At 46.2% G+C, this 18,789-nt stretch carries 13 protein-coding genes; all 13 read left to right on the top strand.

All coding sequences use genetic code 11. The features are described from left to right. Nucleotides 1–183: 183 nt before the first annotated feature. The 13 genes from JUB15_RS20865 (at nt 184) to JUB15_RS20805 (ending at nt 18,772) form a co-directional block, all read left to right on the top strand. On the top strand, nt 184–705 hold the full coding sequence (locus JUB15_RS20865) for a hypothetical protein (protein ID WP_207514588.1): 522 nt from the start codon (nt 184–186) through the stop codon (nt 703–705). A 64-nt stretch (nt 706–769) separates the two neighbouring features. After that, nucleotides 770–1,393, top strand: coding sequence for an HAD family hydrolase (locus JUB15_RS20860; RefSeq protein ID WP_207514587.1), 624 nt, complete (start codon nt 770–772; stop codon nt 1,391–1,393). Nucleotides 1,394–1,600: 207 nt separating this feature from the next. Then, nucleotides 1,601–1,996, top strand: coding sequence for a hypothetical protein (locus JUB15_RS20855; RefSeq protein ID WP_207514586.1), 396 nt, complete (start codon nt 1,601–1,603; stop codon nt 1,994–1,996). Between the two features lie 154 nt (nt 1,997–2,150). Further along, nucleotides 2,151–3,233 (top strand): efflux RND transporter periplasmic adaptor subunit, encoded by a 1,083-nt coding sequence (locus JUB15_RS20850; RefSeq protein WP_207514585.1) that lies wholly within the window; start codon nt 2,151–2,153, stop codon nt 3,231–3,233. Nucleotides 3,234–3,386: 153 nt separating this feature from the next. Further along, nucleotides 3,387–6,560, top strand: a complete 3,174-nt coding sequence (locus JUB15_RS20845; RefSeq protein ID WP_207514584.1) for an efflux RND transporter permease subunit — start codon at nt 3,387–3,389, stop codon at nt 6,558–6,560. After that, a complete protein-coding gene (locus JUB15_RS20840; RefSeq protein WP_207514583.1) occupies nt 6,547–7,980 on the top strand; it encodes a TolC family protein in 1,434 nt (477 codons plus the stop codon). The genes JUB15_RS20845 and JUB15_RS20840 overlap by 14 nt, the downstream gene beginning before the upstream one ends. 295 nt (nt 7,981–8,275) lie before the next feature. Continuing rightward, nucleotides 8,276–9,679 (top strand): PKD domain-containing protein, encoded by a 1,404-nt coding sequence (locus JUB15_RS20835; protein ID WP_207514582.1) that lies wholly within the window; start codon nt 8,276–8,278, stop codon nt 9,677–9,679. A 342-nt stretch (nt 9,680–10,021) separates the two neighbouring features. Then, on the top strand, nt 10,022–10,429 hold the full coding sequence (locus JUB15_RS20830) for a winged helix-turn-helix domain-containing protein (protein WP_207514581.1): 408 nt from the start codon (nt 10,022–10,024) through the stop codon (nt 10,427–10,429). Nucleotides 10,430–10,498: 69 nt separating this feature from the next. Beyond that, nucleotides 10,499–11,356 carry a PAAR domain-containing protein gene (locus tag JUB15_RS20825; protein WP_207514580.1) on the top strand — a complete coding sequence of 286 codons (858 nt, stop codon included), beginning with the start codon at nt 10,499–10,501 and terminating at the stop codon, nt 11,354–11,356. 9 nt (nt 11,357–11,365) lie between these two features. Continuing rightward, a complete protein-coding gene (locus tag JUB15_RS20820; RefSeq protein WP_207514579.1) occupies nt 11,366–11,773 on the top strand; it encodes a hypothetical protein in 408 nt (135 codons plus the stop codon). 252 nt (nt 11,774–12,025) lie between these two features. Continuing rightward, nucleotides 12,026–13,555 (top strand): SulP family inorganic anion transporter, encoded by a 1,530-nt coding sequence (locus JUB15_RS20815; protein ID WP_207514578.1) that lies wholly within the window; start codon nt 12,026–12,028, stop codon nt 13,553–13,555. 290 nt (nt 13,556–13,845) lie between these two features. Then, entirely contained in the window at nt 13,846–17,073 is a 3,228-nt protein-coding gene (locus JUB15_RS20810) for a SusC/RagA family TonB-linked outer membrane protein (RefSeq protein ID WP_207514577.1), read from the top strand. A 19-nt stretch (nt 17,074–17,092) separates the two neighbouring features. Beyond that, nucleotides 17,093–18,772 carry a SusD/RagB family nutrient-binding outer membrane lipoprotein gene (locus JUB15_RS20805; protein WP_207514576.1) on the top strand — a complete coding sequence of 560 codons (1,680 nt, stop codon included), beginning with the start codon at nt 17,093–17,095 and terminating at the stop codon, nt 18,770–18,772. Nucleotides 18,773–18,789 lie beyond the last annotated feature (17 nt).

Below are 18,789 nucleotides of genomic sequence, written 5' to 3'. Positions count from 1 at the left end.
AAACGTTCGGCATTAAGCGTTACAGGTTTAGCGTTAGGCGTCCTGCGTATTGTAGAATGATTTCCCCTATCTGGCGGAGTTCTAATAATAAATAACAGGTAAAAAATTCAGCACGGCTTATTATTGCCAGCGCTGCAACGAAGGGCCGCAATCAGGTGTCACGCGCTTACCAAAACCTGTTATATGAAACGATTATTCAGTCTCTTGACAATTTTGTCGTTATTTACGGTAAGCGCCTGTAAAAAAGATGGCATTAAAGAGGCGTTTGAGTACCGGCAAAGTTATTCAGCCTGGCAGCAATTTAAAGAAACAACTGGCAATTCCTATACGTACGAGGTGGTCTCGGGCTCATGGATAGGCCTTGGCTATTATACGACAATAACGGTTAAAGCGGGAAAGGTAACAGAACGGAAGTATATATTAAAAGGAGATACTGCCCGTAATGGAACGGTAGCTATTTTGAGAGAATGGGTTGAAGATGAAAGCCAGGTGGGATCACATACGGCGGATGCCGCCGCCCCTGCAGTTACCCTGGACGACATATATGCCAGAGCAAAAAATGAATGGCTGGCAGGACCGGACGATGCAGATTATTTTTTTGAAACGGAAAATGATGGCATGATATCAACGTGCGGTTATGTTCCGCACGGATGTGCGGATGATTGTTTCAGAGGAATTCATATTAGTTATATCCGGTCTTTATAAAGAGAAGCCAGAGCCGGGCGCCGTTATTGGAATAGTTTTAGCTTTGAATTGACAAACCCGGCATATGAAGAAGAGAGCGATCATTTTCGACCTTGACAATACCATTTTTCCCGTGCCACAGATCGGGCATCAACTATTTGCACCTTTGTTTGCGTTGATCGAACAGGAGGGAAGTCAGGCTGAGAACCTGCCCAATATTAAGGATGAAGTCATGCGGCGGCCTTTTCAGCAGGTGGCGAAGGACTATCATTTCAATGAAGCGCTAACCAGCCAGAGTTTGGCAATATTAAAAGGACTGGCGTATGAAGGGAGCATAGAGCCATTCGAAGACTATGCCCTGGTAAAACAGTTGCCCATTGATAAATTCCTGGTGACCACCGGTTTCAAAAAGATGCAGCAAAGCAAAATTGACCGGATGCAACTTCAAAAAGATTTTAAAGAGATCCATATCATTGATCCATCCACTACCAGCCAGGTAAAAAAAGATGTGTTTGCCGAAATACAACACCGGTATGGGTTTGCCCCGGAAGAAATGCTGGTGGTAGGAGATGATCTCCATTCAGAAATAAAAGCCGCGCAGGAACTCGGCTTCGATGCCATTTGGTATGATAAGTATCGTCGATACGAAGAAAAGACCGGTGTAAAGAAGATCGCTGATTTCCGCGAATTACTGGCGTTACTCCAATAGAAGGATATATTGGCAGAATATTAAATAGTGTCATCTAATCAGCTACGGCTATTCCAATCGGTCAATTGTTAATGGGATGTTTTTGTGTGCGATTATTGAGAAAAAGTTGTAAAGAATCGCTTATTTGCGGTCTATCGTTAATTATTGTTGATTGTTACAATTCTTGCAATAAGAGCTGATGATCGACAAACCTTTTGGAAGCCAGCTATGAAGTTGTTCCTTAGATCCCTGTTGTTTTTTATGTTGTTGTTGGCAGGTTATGCGCAGGCATCTCCTGTACAAACCGGCTGCATTCCAAAAGATATTCTCAAAGAAGCAGCACCGGTCGGCTATTCTGCCATTCACCATCACCGGCTGCTGCAGGGCCATGCCCCTTGCTCTGAAAGCAATAATGCCCACCACGCCATCGCGGATCCGGAGGTCGATGACGATGAGGACGAATCAAAAGCGGGTAAAAAGAATGTTGCCAACGATCGTTTCTCCCTGATTCAATCCCCGGCAGTAGCAGGCATTTATAATTACAATAACCGCCTGCCCTTCTGTGCCCATTTCTCCCTCCCGGCCGCCTGCAAATTCATTTTCCACTGTGCCATCAGGATCTGATTCCTCTCTTCTGGCTGCAGCTGCATAATACGCTTCAGTGTTTCCTGCAGTTTACTCTGTCTGTATAGTTTTTCAGCTATAGGGATCGGGTGTGTATGCCAGGTGCAATTGCAAAAATGGCCAGACAAATTCGAATTAAGACCCCATACATTTTATGAAAAGAATTTTCCAACTCACCGGCTTGTGTGCTGTATTGTGCTATGCAAGCTGTAAACCAACAGAAGAGAAAAAGGAAGAACCTGCGAAATTACTGGTGACCAGTGCCATCAAAATGGACACGACCATTACCAAAGAATACGTATGCCAGATCCGGTCGATCAGGAACATTGAAGTGAAAGCGCAGGAGAAAGGTTACCTCCAGAATATATACGTTGACGAAGGCCAGTTTGTAAAAAAGGGACAGTTGTTATTCAAGATCATGCCTACGCTTTACCAGGCCGAATTGGAGAAAGCAGAGGCAGAAGCGCAGGCGGCAGCTATTGAAGTGCAGAACACGCAGTCGCTGGCCGACAGGAATGTAGTATCTAAAAATGAGCTGGCGCTTGCGTTGGCGAAAGCGAAAAAAGCGAAGGCGGAATTGGCGTTGGCCAAAGCGCACCTGGCATTCACCGACATCAGGGCGCCTTTCGATGGCATTGTTGATCAGCTGCATTTAAAACTGGGTAGCCTGGTGGAAGAAGGTGAGTTATTGACCAGCCTGTCAGACAACAGCCAGATGTGGGTATACTTTAATGTGTCGGAACCCGAGTACCTGAATTATCAGTCGGGTATTAAACGAAAAGAAAAGGGAAAGGTAGAGCTGCTGATGGCCAACAAACAGCTGTTCAAACATCCAGGGTATGTAGAGACGATCGAGGCCGAGTTCAACAATGAAACGGGTAACATTGCGTTCAGGGCAACATTCCCCAATCAGGAAGGCTTGTTGCGGCACGGCGAAACCGGCAGCATACTGATGAAAGAGCAGTTGAAAGACGCCATCATTATTCCACAGAAAGCTACCCTCGAGATCATGGATCGCAAATATGTTTATGTAGTGGATAAGAACAACGTGGTGAAGTTAACACCCATCACCATTGAAGCCGAGATCCCCGACCTGTATGTGATCAGGGAAGGGGTAAAGGAAAATGATAAAATATTGTTGGAAGGCTTGCGCAAGGTGAAGAACGAAGATAAGATAGCGTTTGATTTTGAAGACCCTGCCCAGGTGATCGCTCATTTAAAGCTGGCCACTGAATAACATCAACAGGCAATGGGCAATTGGCAATCGACAATCGCCAATCGGCAATCGGCAATCAGCAATGTATTTCCGGTGTGCAAGGTCAGTTATTAATCTCAAAATTCTCGCGCCATTGACCATTGACCATTCACCATTCACAACAAGAGAAAGAACATGTTTAATATATTTATGAAAAGGCCGGTCTTTGCGATCGTGCTGTCGGTGATGATCATCTTCATGGGTGTGCTGGCCATTAAAACGCTTCCTACCTCACAGTTTCCGGCAATTGCGCCCCCGCGCATTGTAGTTAGTGTGTCGTATCCCGGAGCCAGTGCCGATGTGCTGGTTAACTCGGTGCTCATTCCCATGGAAAAAGCCGTTAACGGAGTGCCGGGCATGAAGTATATGACTTCCGATGCTACCAGTGCGGGTGAGGCCAATTTGCAGGTAGTGTTCGATCTGGGAGTAGATCCCAACCAGGCGGTAGTGAATGTAAAGAACCGCATCGAGCAGGTAACGAACCGGTTGCCTGTACTTGTGCAACGCGAAGGCATCATCGTCAATATTCTGCAGCCCAACATGCTCATGTATGTGAACGTCTTCAGCAATGACCCCAGGGCCGATGAAAACTTCCTCTATAATTTTACCAACATCAATATTATTCGGGAGCTAAGCCGGGTAAAAGGGATTGGCAGCGCTAAGATCCTCGGTAGCCGGCAGTATGCCATGCGCATCTGGCTGAAGCCCGACCGCATGCGGGCCTATAATGTGTCAACCGATGAAGTGATGGAAGCGCTGGCCAGCCAGAGTATCATTGGTTCACCCGGCCGTTTGGGTAGAAGCGATGGAAAACGTTCCGAGGCGCTGGAATATGTGTTAACCTACCAGGGCCGGTACAATCAACCGGAACAATATCAGAATGTAATTATCCGCGCTAATCCCAAGGGCGAGATCCTGTATTTAAAAGATGTAGCCGACGTAGAGCTGGGTAGTGAGTACTACGATATTTATTCCAACCTCAATAACCATCCCTCTGCCGCCATCGTATTGAAACAAACATACGGAAGTAATGCGAGCGATGTAATTAAAGCGATCAAGGAAAAGCTGAACGAGATCAAAGGAGAATCGTTTCCGCCGGGAATGGATTATGAGATCAGTTACGACGTGAGCAACTTCCTGGACGCATCTATTGAAAAAGTATTGCATACGCTGGGAGAGGCTTTCATATTAGTGGCCATTGTGGTATTCCTGTTCCTGGGCGATTGGCGTTCTACCCTCATTCCAACGCTGGCGGTTCCCGTATCGTTGATCGGCTCATTTTTCTTCATGCAGTTATTCGGGTTGACCATCAATCTTATTACACTGTTTGCTTTGGTGCTGGCGATCGGGATTGTGGTAGATAATGCCATTGTGGTGATAGAAGCGGTGCATGCCAGGATGGAAGAGACGAATATGTCGCCCTACAAGGCCACCAGGGCAGTACTGCATGAGATCAGCGGCGCTATTGTCGCCATCACTTTTGTAATGGCGGCGGTGTTCATTCCGGTGGCTTTTATGAGCGGACCGGTCGGGATCTTTTACCGCCAGTTCTCCATTACGATGGCAACGGCTATTGTGCTGTCGGGCGTAGTGGCGTTAACGTTAACCCCGGTATTATGCGCCATGTTGTTAAAGAATAACCATGGCAAGCCGCGGAAGAGAACGCCCATCAATAGGTTCCTCGATGCTTTCAACCGGGGCTTTGAAAAGATCACCGGCCGCTATACGAAGCTGATGGAAAAGATCGTGAACCGGCAGTTGATCACCTTTCTGTTATTGGGCGCCTTTGCATTTGGCATTTTCAGCGTAGGTAAAACGCTGCCGGCAGGTTTTATTCCCAGTGAAGACCAGGGCATGATCTATGCCATTATTCAAACCCCTCCTGGTTCCACGCTCGAGCGTACGAATGATCTGGCGCGACGCGTGCAGGAGATCGCAGAACATGTGGAAGGCATACAATCGGTATCGGCCCTCGCCGGTTATGAAGTGTTGACGGAAGGGCGCGGTTCCAATGCCGGTACCTGTTTGATCAACCTGAAAGGCTGGGATGAACGCAAGCATTCGGTGACAGAGATCATACATGAACTGGAAGAAAAATGCCACGCGATACCAGGCGCTACGATTGAGTTTTTCGGTCCGCCCGCGGTACCAGGATATGGGGCAGCAGGTGGTTTTGCGTTACGTTTGCTCGATAAGACCAACAGCGATGATTATAAAAGCATGGAGAAAGTGAACGACGATTTTATGGAAGCATTGCATCAACGCAAAGAGCTTACCGGCTTGTTCACGTTCTTCAGTGCAAATTATCCGCAGTATGAACTGGTGATCGATAACAAGGCAGCGATGCAGAAGGGTGTATCCATTGGCAAAGCGATGGACAACCTGTCGGTATTGATCGGAAGCAGCTATGAACTGGGTTTTATTCGCTTTGGTAATTTTTTGAAAGTGTTCGTGCAGTCTTCACCGGAATACAGGGCTTTGCCCGAAGACGTGTTGAAATTGTATGTAAAGAACGATAAGGATGAGATGGTACCCTATTCCGCCTTCATGTCTATAAAGAAAACGCATGGATTGAATGAGATCACGCGGTATAATATGTATAACTCGTCGGCCATCAGGGGCGAACCTGCGCCGGGTTACAGCAGCGGAGAAGCGATCAGGATCATCCAGGAAGTAGCGGCGAAAACATTGCCACGTGGTTATGGTATTGATTGGGAAGGATTGTCGAAAGACGAGTCGGAGCGGGGGAATGAAGCAATTTATATTTTCCTCATTGTGTTGGCCTTTGTGTATTTGATCCTTGCGGCGCAGTATGAAAGTTTCCTTCTGCCATTGTCGGTTATCCTGTCATTACCTGCCGGGGTATTCGGGTCTTTCTTAATGATCAGGTTGATGGGGCTGGCCAACGACATTTACGCGCAGGTGGGATTGATCATGCTGGTAGGTTTGCTGGGTAAGAATGCCGTATTGATCGTAGAGTTTGCAGCGCAGAAACACCGCGCCGGCATGTCGGTATTTAAGGCTTCCATGGAAGGCGCCAGAACACGTTTCCGCCCGATCCTCATGACGTCTTTGGCGTTTATTGCGGGGTTGATACCGTTGGTATTCGCGACCGGACCGGGTGCTATTGGTAACCGTACGATAGGTTCCTCCTCATTAGGGGGTATGCTGGTAGGTACTATTGCGGGGGTAATAGTAATTCCGGGATTGTATTACGTATTCGGCAAACTGGCAGCCCGGCGGAAGCTCATTAAGGATGAAGACGAAAATCCATTAACAGAAGAAATTGATCACAATGTTGAAAAATAAGATTTACAAGCTCCTGGTCACTGCGTGTTTATGCGGCGCCTATGCGGCCTGCAAAACGCCGGCATTGACAGCACGAGCCGAAAACAAAACGGTGCCGGCGGGTTATAATAACACAACGGACTCCGTGAATACCGGCGCTTTGCCCTGGAAGAGCTGGTTTACCGATCCCTACCTGGTAGCATTGATCGATACTGCCATAAAGAACAACCAGGAGTTGAATATTACTTTGCAGGAGATAGAGATCACGCATAACGAAATAAACGCCAGAAAAGGCGAGTACCTGCCATTCGTAGGCATAAGAGGTGGCGCCGGTGTAGAGAAAGTGGGTAGGTTTACCAGCCAGGGCGCGGGTGACGCTACTACAGAAATAAAACCGGGCAAAGAAATGCCTGATCCGCTGCCTGATTTTTTATTAGGAGCATACGCCACATGGGAAGTAGATATCTGGCATAAGCTGCACAATGCAAAGAAGGCAGCGGTTGCCAGGTATTTATCAACCGTAGAGGGCCGGAACTTTGTCATCACTACACTGATCGCGGAGATCGCCAATTCGTATTATGAGTTATTGGCGCTGGACAATCAGTTGGCTATTGTGAATAACAACATCCGTATCCAGAACGATGCATTGGAGATCGTAAAGTTGCAGAAAGAGGCGGCCCGGGTAACGGAGCTTGCCGTTCGAAAGTTTGAAGCTGAAGTGCTGAACACCAGGAGCCTGCAATACGGCATTCAGCAACAGATCACGGAGACGGAAAACCGTATTAATTTTCTGTTAGGACGTTTTCCGCAGCATATCGACCGGAATGCACAAGGCCTGGAGAATGTATTACCAACGGCGGTTCAAACCGGTTTACCATCGCAGTTATTAAGCAACCGGCCCGACATAAAACAAGCCGAGCTGGAACTGGCTGCCGCAAAGCTCGATGTGCAGGTAGCAAAAGCCCGTTTTTATCCGTCTGTAGGCATTTCAGCCGCTATTGGGTACAATGCGTTTAATCCGGCCTATTTGTTCCGTACGCCTGAGTCGATGCTGTATTCACTGGCTGGCGAATTGGTAGCGCCATTGGTGAACAGGAATGCCATCAGGTCAGAATATTTGAATGCCAATGCCAGGCAATTACAGGCGGTGTATAATTATGAGCGAACTATTTTAAATGCGTATGTAGAAGTGGCCAATCAAATGGCGAAGATCAACAACCTGGCGAACAGTTATGAGCTGAAGTCAAAACAGGTAGCTGCATTGACGCAATCCATTACCATTTCAAACGACCTGTTCAAATCGGCCCGGGCCGATTACATGGAGGTGCTGATGACGCAACGCGATGCCCTGGAATCGAAGTTTGAGCTGGTGGAAACGAAGATGCAGCAGCTGAAAGCGATGGTGAATATTTACCAGGCATTAGGCGGTGGATGGAGATAAAGTCAATTAGCTGATTTTCTGGTGCTAATGTGCTAATTGAATACATGGTTAGGCGTAGAAAATAAGTGGCTGTTTTTGATTTGGGCTGAAAGCCCGGACCGTATGGTCAGGCGTCTTTTTTATGGCTTACACATTCATTGTCAAATTAAGCAGCGTTATCGCCCAAAATAACCCGCTTATTCGAAAAGGTTGTTAAAAAACAGTATGGTAATTGAAATAGTGGCTTTGGATAGATATTTTAGCGGTCAATCAAAAACCCTGAAGCTTGACCAAAATTTTATATGCATCTCTTTTAATGTTTTCATTAATCTTTTCTTCCTGCAGAAAGAACGATGTATTAAAAAAAGAGCCACCACAATTTACCATTGAGCAAATCAAACATGTTGAGTATACCTTATTTCCTGTTCGTTATACGCTGCATTTTATAAATACATCTGATTCCAGCGCTGAGATAAGTTATCGCTGGCACTTTGGCGATGGAAACACGGCTGAAGGTTACAATGCATATCACGCCTATTTAAAGCCTGGTAACTATACAGTGTGGTTAACTAAGTATAAAGGAAACAGGGCGGTTGATTCAGCCAGCAGGGATTTGAAGGTAGATGCCATTCCCATACTGATCAAACATAGCGGAGAAGGTGGAACGTTCCCGGGTGGTATTGCCCGATATGGCGACAAGATCTACCTGGCCAGCTGGAAATCGGTGAGCAACAGCAATTTCGTTCCTGTGGAAGGGGTTTTAACGCAATACGATACCTTGTGGCGTGCGCAATGGACTAGAACTTTTCCAAGGGAGGAAGGGGAAATAAAGCAAATGAATATAACCGCGAACGGTGATGTGCTTTTATCATTCGTAGCGTTTGAGGGAAAATCAAAGCTATATCGGATCGACGGCAAAGGAAATACAAAATGGTCATGGAAAAATACACACGAGAACCTATGGGTTAATACTGCCACTGAAGATAATCAGGGAAACATTATCATTATGGGATATGGGATGTTGTGGAAGGGAATTACGATTCAACTCAATGCAACAGGTAACGAAAACTGGAAATATTTCTGGCCCGACGCTGTAATGAGCAATTGTGCTAAACCGGTTATCTTGGGCGATGGGTATGTGTTTTCAGGAAGTAAGAACGGCAGCTGTAAACCAAGATGTGATTCCGTACAGGTAGCTAAATTATCATTGGATGGAAGAATGGTTTGGAGCTCAACCTTTCCATTTGCCAACTACTCCGATTATACATATTACAGTGATGTATTTACAGTGTTGGATCAGTCGAATCACCTGCAGGTATTTTACAGCCAGTCCTACAGTTATTATACATTTGATTTGAACGGAAAATATCTAGGGAATCACGCGTTTGAAGTAGGCTTCATCCCCAGGGATGTACTCGTCAACAAGAAAGGATCATTGCTTGTATTAGGCACAACGACCAGGGATTACGAGAGAGCGCGGTTGTTGGAATTCAAAGCAGATGGTGGCACTGGTTGGGTATATAACATTTTTAAAACTATTGTTGATTTGAAGCTGGTTGAGTATCCGGATGATATCCGTCCCACATCGATGTATTTGACTAGTGATAATGTTGCTATGATGACAGGCCGTTTTAAATGGAATGACCCTGTGTTTCCGTCGGTGGCACATTATGCTGGCATATTTGTATGCCAGGTTGATGCAGATGGAAAGTTATATTAGTTTGCTGCAATAAAGAATAAAAGCCTCCTGAATTACATGGAGGCTTTTATTTTTTTAACATTCTTATTTATATTTTGTACTACATGCAGGGCATTTTTGTCTTTGCAAGAATTTGATTTTAATCAATCCTGTTCGGCTAGTAAATAAAGTTATTATGGTTGTTTAGATATAATGAGCAACACATAATCCTGTGAACGAAAAGCAAAACATAGAATATTTGTTAGACAAACATGCGTCTCATCTTTATAATCTGATATTGCTAATGCTTTTTTTAGGGCAGGCTATATTGAATCATGGGGCAGGGGGTTGGTAAAGAAGAGAACAGAATGCACTGCGAGAGGTTTGCCTGAGCCAAAATTTGATTTTGACGCCAATGGATTGATGGTGGAATTTACAGGTGAACCGGCTGCAACATTCGAGAGAATGACTGAAAACGTCGGGAAAACGTCGGAGAAAAGTATAGAAATGTCGGAGAAAACAGATAAAACGTCGGAGAAAACAGATAAAACGTCGGAGAAAACAGAAAAAACGTCGGAGAAAACAGAAAAAACGTCGGAGAAAACAGAAAAAACGTCGGAGAAAATAGTAGAGCTCATAAAGGCTAATCCAGAAATTACCATTCAGGAATTAGCTTCCGTCATTCGAGTCTCCCGCCGTTCAATTGAAAGAAACATTCAAAAACTGCAAAAAGAAAATATATTAAAACGGATTGGCGCAGATAAGGGCGGCCGTTGGGAGGTAGTCGAATAATTATGAATGATTAGGCCAAAGCAACCTTTCATACCATAAAAAGTAACCAGTTAATATAAAAGCCATAGCTTGGAAAAGCCAGCAGCACGAATAGGCGATATGCATACATGTCCACAGGTGTCACCCGGTGGAGCGCCACATCTGGGCGGGCCAATCGCTGGCCCAGGGTGCACAACAGTATGGATTGAAGGAGCACCAGCCGCTACAGTGGGCGACGCCTGCCTTTGTGCTGGCGGGCTCGATGAAATAGTTGCAGGTTCAACAGGCGTATTTATCGAGGGTAGGGAGGCGGCCAGGCAGGGCGATCGTTGTGCGCATGGCGGCGTGGTGGTTGGAGGAAGTGTGTCGGTGTTTATTGGTGATGGAGATTTCTTTTATTCCAGGCCTAGGAAGCGTGAAAACAAGTATAATAGTGATGAGTTTATTGAGCCGCCGCCGGAAGAAAAGGAAAGGATGCTCAATGAAGCTATAAAAGAATGTGTTTCATTGTTAGAAAATAAATTGGAGCTATTGGCTAGACGGGATGGTAAAACAATGGAAGATTTTAAGAAATGGTTTGGGTGGGATGATGATGACGCAATACAATTAATTATGAATAGGAGCGTAAAGGCTTTGCAAATAAGCAAGACGTTAACTGTTGATAATTTTGGCATAATCGAGGATGAATTTACAAGGACGAAGAATTACGCTATAGTAAACTGCAGCGATGAATTTTATATGTTCAATATAGGCGACTTATTTTGGAAAGAGAACAAAGATGTCATGGGTATGGCGAATACATTAGTTCATGAACTGTCACATTTTGATGATGTTGGATGCACTTGTGATTTTGATTATGGGGTCGAGCAATGCCTTGATTTGTCTAAGCGCCACCCCAAAAGAGCCCTATACAATGCGTCAAATTTTGAATATTTTATTCAAGCATAACTTTAATTTATGTCAACAACAAAACCTATCAATCTTCAATTGTCAATCGAGGTTAATAATGACGATGTCATAGCCAATGTAAATTTTTTAAACAATTCTTCTACTATTCTTTACTTGGATTATTGGACAATTGGATTGAATAAAACACTTACAAATAGCATTTTTAGTATACGAGATGAAAATAACAAGCATGTACTTTATTCTGGAGCAATGGCATACCGTAAGATTGTTCCAGAAGATTTTATACCACTTAATCCGGGCGAAAGCATTAACACCAGAATAATAGTAAACAGGGATTATGAAATTATAAAGGGACATACATACAAGGTCTTTTTTTGTGCATATAACCCCACTTTCCCGGATAAGCAGCCGAGATTAGAGTTACAATCAAACATCGTTGAATTTGTTTACAAGTAATTGCTACCTTATCTACGGAGGCCATGCCCAGTGTACGACCGTTTGACGTGATGAATCCCCATAGAATCACCCCCCAACACGCGCAAAAGCTCCCCCATTTTCCCTACTTTCGCAGCCGGAAATGAATATCCTAACTACATCTCCTGCGATTGCTCCATCCTGGCTCTTTAGCTGTTGTTCCTGAATGCGTAAGGTGGATAGTACATTTCATGTTATCACAACTTTATTTTTCCGGTGTTATAAACCATCATCATGGCTTACTTCAATTTATTTGATTTCAAACAAAAAGTAAACTACAAATCAGAGATCCTGGCCGGATTCACCGTTGCCATGACAATGATCCCCGAATCGTTATCATTTGCCATATTGGCGGGATTGTCGCCATTGACCGGTTTATACGCTGCATTCCTGATGGGATTGATCACCGCCGTACTCGGCGGACGCCCCGGCATGGTTTCCGGCGGCGCCGGCGCCACCGTAGTGGTATTGATCGCATTGATGCAATCTCATGGCGTGGAATATGTTTTTGCAGCCGTGGCCGTGGCTGGTTTACTGCAGATCCTGGTAGGCGTATTCAAACTCGCCAAATTCATCCGCCTCGTGCCTCAATCAGTTATGTACGGGTTTGTAAACGGACTGGCAGTGATCATCTTCATGGCGCAGATCAATCAGTTTAAGGTAACCACCACCGAAGAAACCAGCTGGCTCTCCGGCCCCGCTTTATACACAATGCTCGGACTGGTAGCATTAACAATTCTGATCGTTATCGCATTTCCCAAATTAACCAAAGCTGTCCCTGCCTCCCTGGTGGCCATCATTGTTGTATTCCTGCTCGTGCTGGGCCTGGGCATTGAAACAAAGACGGTGAAAGACATCGCCTCTGTCAGCGGCAGTTTACCTCCATTTCACATCCCAATGGTGCCATTTAACCTGGAGACCTTAAAGATCATCTTCCCTTATTCCCTGGTAATGGCCGGTGTGGGATTGATAGAAAGTTTGTTAACCCTCAACATCGTTGATGAAGTCACCGGAACAAGGGGCCGCGGTAATAAAGAATGTATCGCACAGGGAACGGCCAACGTGTTCAATGGATTCTTCACCGGCATGGGCGGCTGTGCCATGATCGCCCAATCCTTTGTGAACTTGTCCGCCGGTTCGCGCGCACGACTGTCCGCAATTGTCGCTTCCATAACAATTCTTATCATCATCCTGGTGGGCGCACCAATCATTGAACAGGTACCAATGGCAGCCCTGGTGGGCGTAATGATCATGGTGGCCATCGGTACATTCGAGTGGACCAGCCTCAAAATAATTAACAAAATGCCGCGCCATGACGTAATTGTCGGAATACTCGTAGCGATCATTACAGTCTGGCTGCATAACCTGGCGCTGGCTGTTTTAATCGGCGTGATCATTTCTGCCCTGGTATTTGCCTGGGAAAGTGCCAAAAGAATTCGCGCCAGGAAATACATCGATGAGAAAGGGATCAAACACTACGAAATATACGGGCCTTTATTTTTTGGTTCTGTAACTACTTTCCTCGAAAAATTTGATGTGGCCAACGATCCGTCAGAAGTCATCATCGATTTCAAAGAAAGCCGGATAACCGATATGAGCGCCATAGAAGCATTGAACAAACTGACCGGGCGCTACCACAAAGCAGGTAAGAAATTGCATCTTCGGCATTTGAGCCCTGATTGCAGGACGTTGATCAAAAATGCCGAATCAGTTATTGAGGTGAATGTGATGGAAGACCCGCAGTATAAGGTCGTAGTGGATTAGTGCGGAACTGATTCAACACCTGAAAGCGGTTATGCATTGCTGCATAGCCGCTTTTTTAATGGTTATGCCTAAACGTTGACATATTATAAATCTTACCATTTTATTTTCCGATTTTCACCTCTTCTTACTTAGTTGAAATTATCATCACTTGTTATCACTTGCTGTAAAATCAGATAATCTGCCTTCATGAAATGCCGGCACCTGGTCAACACCAACAGGTACTTATCTTGATGGATTTTGTTTAAATTCAGCCTGCTTCAAATAGTTATTAACCACAAACTAAAGGTCACATGAGAAAAAAACTAGCCGTTTTTCTACTGGCTATGCTATGCGCATTAGTCAGTAACTCGCAGGTCCTGACCATCTCCGGCAGGATCACAGATGAACAAGGAGCTCCTATTCCTTTTGTTTCTATTGTCATCAAAGGAAAATCAAACACTGGCACCACGTCAGATCCCGATGGTAATTTCAGCATCCAGGCCTCGAAAGGCAATGTGCTGGTAGTGTCCGCTGTCAACTATGCTTCCAGAGAAGTAACGGTTGGTGCAGGCACAACATTAGAGATCAAACTGACCGCAGCAAAAGTCGATCTGTCTGAGGTGGTGGTAACAGCCATGGGCATCAAACGTTCCGAACGTGCCCTGGGCTATGCGGTATCAAAAGTTGATCCCAGCACCATGGTACAGAAGTCTGAACCCAATATCCTGAACACATTAGCTGGTAAAGTACCTGGTGTAGACATCAGGGCGGGTCAGGGCGCGCCAGGTGCGGCTTCCCGGGTTCAGATCAGGGGAGTTTCTTCCTTCAGCGGCGGTGAGCCCCTGATCGTAGTAGATGGCGTTCCATATAGCAATCCCCTCGTGAATACCAGTAATCCATTTACCGGGGGAGGAACCTATGGCTCCGGTTTAAATAATATCGACCCTAATGATATCGAATCTATCAGTGTATTGAAAGGCGCTGCAGCTGCTTCATTATATGGATCAAGAGCCGCCAACGGTGTGTTGCTCATCACTACCAGATCCGGCGCACCGAAAAAAGGCGCCAAACCTTTGAATGTAACTTACAGGGGAGGGTACAGTATCGAAAAGATCGCTGATATACCAGAGTTTCAAAATCTCTATGGCGCAGGCGCCAACTTCAGAACACAGTCTTCCAATGGATCCTGGGGCGCGAGGTTCGGCAGAGGGGTTATTTATGATGCGAGCGGACAGGTCATCGGTACTTCTGCTTCAGGCATCGACTCTATTCCTGCCACTACCTGGGCCACCATGTATGCTTCTTACCCTGAACTTTTTCCCAACGGCAGAATAGCTTATAAGGCGGTGCCTGATAATGTGAAATCCCTTTTCAATACCGGCAACCTCATGGAACATTCTATTGGTTTGGACGGTGGCGAAGGAAGATCGCTTTTCAACGTAACCCTTTCGCACGTTGACCAGAAAGGCTATATTACCAATTCCAGCTACAAAAAAAGTAATGTCAGTGTGGGCGGACAAACAGCTTTTGGTAACCTCACGATAGGCGCCAATGTTTCTTATGCCAGGTCGAAACAGGTGGGTGGTTTCATTGGTGCGGCGCAAAGCTTTTTATCCCAATGGGGCCGTACCTATACGATGGCCAGGAACTGGGATATCGCCGGCTGGCCCTCTGTAAACAAAGCAGGTCAACAGATCGGCTTTAACGATGGTCAGTATACGAACCCCGTATGGGGCGCATATCACAACGTGATCACCTCTTTCGATGACCGTATCGTGGCAAACGTGCGAGCTTCCTATAAATTCAATAACTGGATCAGAGTTGACTTCAATGCTGGTGTTAACAACTATGCGCTTTCAAGGGATCAGGTAATTGACAAATCTTCTTATGGAAGTGCCGACAATTCGCTGGGTACAATTACTGAAGTGCTTAACCGGCAGCAGGAGATCCAGGGTAAGCTCGTGGCGGTGATCAGTCCGAAGGTTTTCAAGGACTGGAGCCTGGATATTACCTTGGGCAGCGATGTAAATGAACGGAATAGCCGCCACCAACAGGTCTATGGCGTTGATTTTGTTATCCCCGGTTTATTTACCCTTACCAATACCCGCCGGCAGACCTTCAGCGATGATAACAGAACGAAAAGAAGACTGGTGGGCTTCTTTGGAGATGCGTCTATCGGCTACAGGAACTTTGCATTCATCAACCTTACAGGAAGAACTGACCTTACATCAACGCTTCCTTATAAAAATGCACGTTATTTCTATCCCGGCATTTCCGGATCGCTCGTTTGGTCAGAAGCGTTCAATCTTAAATCCCGCTGGTTGGATTACGGAAAGATCCGTGCCGGTTATGCCCGCGTGGGTAATGATGCTGCACCACATAATGGCGAACCCATTTTCAATCTCAATGCGGCAGGTTTCCTGGGGCAGCCACTGGCAACAAGGGGCGGCTCCAGCTACGACCCGGAACTGACACCGGAGTTTACCACGGAACTTGAATTGGGATATGATATGCGTTTCTTCAATCAGCGGTTGGGTTTTGAAGCTACCTGGTACGATAAACGATCTACCGACCTCATCTATGCGATCGCGCTGCCACAAACAACCGGATACAGTTCTTTTTATACCAATCTGGGCGAGATCCGCAATACCGGCTGGGAGGTATCGGTGGATGTTAGTCCGGTCGTTACCAGTAACTTTCGTTGGGATGTCCGCGGTATATACACAAAAAATGAAAATACGGTGGAGAAGCTGATAGAAGGTTTAACACGCAGCCAGCTGGGTGGTTACAACTGGATCGAGGCCGGTTATCCTTATGGTTATCTGCGCGGTTCTTATTCGGCCCGTTCAGAAGATGGCCAGTTGTTGATCAATCCGATCTCAGGTATGCCTTTCCTGGATCCGAACGACGGTATGGTGGGCGATCCCAATGCAGATTTTAAACTGGGCCTTACCAATACTATTTCTTACAAAGGCTTTTTGTTGAATGTGCTTTTTGATCTGACGAAAGGCGGTGATTTTTATTCCGAGACTATTAGCACCATGTTAGGAAGAGGCGTGACCCGGGATACGGAAGACAGGGAGAAGAACGCTGTTATTACCGGAATATATGGTAACCCCACGCCGGTCACAGGGCCTGATGGCCTGAATCATTATACACCGATGATCGTAAATGGGAAAACAGTGCCTAACCAAACCCGCGTTACCACGAATGATCTGTTTTTCACGGCAGGTACCGGCGCCAGCTTTGCTACCAATGGGGCTTTTGAATATATGGTGTTTGATGGTACTGTTTACCGGTTGCGGGAGATTAGTTTGGGCTATACGCTACCGGCGAAATGGGTGGGCGCGCTCAAATTAAGTACGGTTACCTTAACGGTTAACGGCCGCAATCTGTGGTACCTGGCGCCCAATGTTCCCAGGTACACGAATTTCGATCCCGACATGAACTCTGTCATTGGAAGTGGTACACAAGGCGTTGACACCGGTGGCGCCCCAAGTACAAAGCGGTATGGAGTGAACTTAAACATCACTTTCTAATCATAAAGCCATATTTGTTATGAGAAGAAAATATTTTATACACGTATCTACAGTCTTATCGGTGCTGTGCTTAACAGCGACCGGCTGTAAGAAATTTCTCGATGTAAATAAGAACGTCAATAACCCCACGCCTTCCTCCGTAAACTTATCGCTGGTCTTGAGTGCTGCTGAGCGCAATATTGCCAACAACCTGGCACTGGGTTCTACATTGGGTAATACCATGGCGTTATATACGCATCAGCTCACGGGGCGTATAGCGGCCGACAGGTACAACGCCGGTGCATCGGGTTGGGATAATTTATATGCCGCTATTTCAAACCTGAATGTGATCATTAAGCGCGCACCGGAGGAAAACCGGTTCGTATATGCGGGCATCGCCAAGATCTTGAAGGCTTACACGGTGAGTATAATGGTAGATCTCTGGGGTGATGTTCCATATTCTGAATACGACCGGTTCGATGAAGGCATTTCACAACCGAAATTCGATAAGGGGTCGGAGATCTATCCGAAGTTATTTGCCTTACTCGATGAAGGCATTGCCGATATCAATAACACTACATTCAATCCGTCTAAACCCGGCACCGACGATTTTATTTATAAAGGAAATACCACCAACTGGATAAAAGCAGCCAATACCATCAAGTTGAAGCTGTACACGCAGATCCGACTGGTGCAGGATGTAAAAACGCAGGTAACTGCGTTGTTATCTGCTCCCGCTTCGCTCATCAATGCCGAGGCGGAAAGTTTTATGATGCCTTATGGGCCTATCGGTAATACAGACGACCGGCATCCCGCTTATGGCGACTATACCGGCACACAGCGGGGAGGACAGCTGTTCAGTCCCTGGTTGTATGAGATCATGAAGGGTAGAAATCCGGATATCCTTACCGGACTGGCAGATCCCAGACTTCCATACTGTATCTATAACCAGAAATCAGCGCCGGGCGGGTCGAATCCAACGCCGGAGAATTGTACTGAGTTCCGCGATGGCGGTTTTATTTCAATACTATTTGGTTCGAACGGACCATGCAGGGATGGGTCTAACAGCCAGACCTATTCACTGATGGGCATTTACCCGGCGGGCGGCCGGTTTAACGACAGTGCCGCCAGAAGCGTTAACTCGATCGGCAATCAAAATGCAGGAACAGGTGCGCGGCCGCATGAGTTTATTACCTATGCAGACCGTTTATACCTGGAAGCAGAATTGATCCATGCAGGTTTAGCGCCGGGGGATGCAAGGGCCACTTTCAGCAAAGCGCTGGATGCGACATTTGCGCATGTAGATAATGTGGTGGCGAATCATGTGAAACCAGGATCGGCAGGAGCGGCGCAAACGGTGCCGGCGATTGCGACATTAGCCGCGACAAAAACGTATAAAGACGGCGTGCTGGCGGCCTATGATGCCGGCAGCGAAGCAAAAAAGCTGGAGTATATCATGACGGAAAAATGGATCAACCGGATCGAAAATCCCATCGATAATTATACCGATTACCGCAGAACAAAATATCCGGTCTTGTTTGCACCGGCGCCGGAAGGAACCGTGACGAGTGTGACTGGTCCGGACGGTAGGGTAACCCCCGTGTCAAATGACCGGAAGTATCCATGGAGTTTACCCTTTAGTACCGGCGAGATCGGACTGAATGCCAATGCACCGCCGCAGAAAGTACCTGAAACCTACAAAGTATTCTGGCAACCTTAATTGAACCAACTATTAAA

The sequence above is a fragment of the Longitalea luteola genome, from assembly GCF_017356035.1.
Lineage (GTDB): Bacteria > Bacteroidota > Bacteroidia > Chitinophagales > Chitinophagaceae > Niastella > Niastella luteola.
Note: the sequence above shows the minus strand (reverse complement) of the source record. Positions and strands in the feature narration are given on the sequence as shown.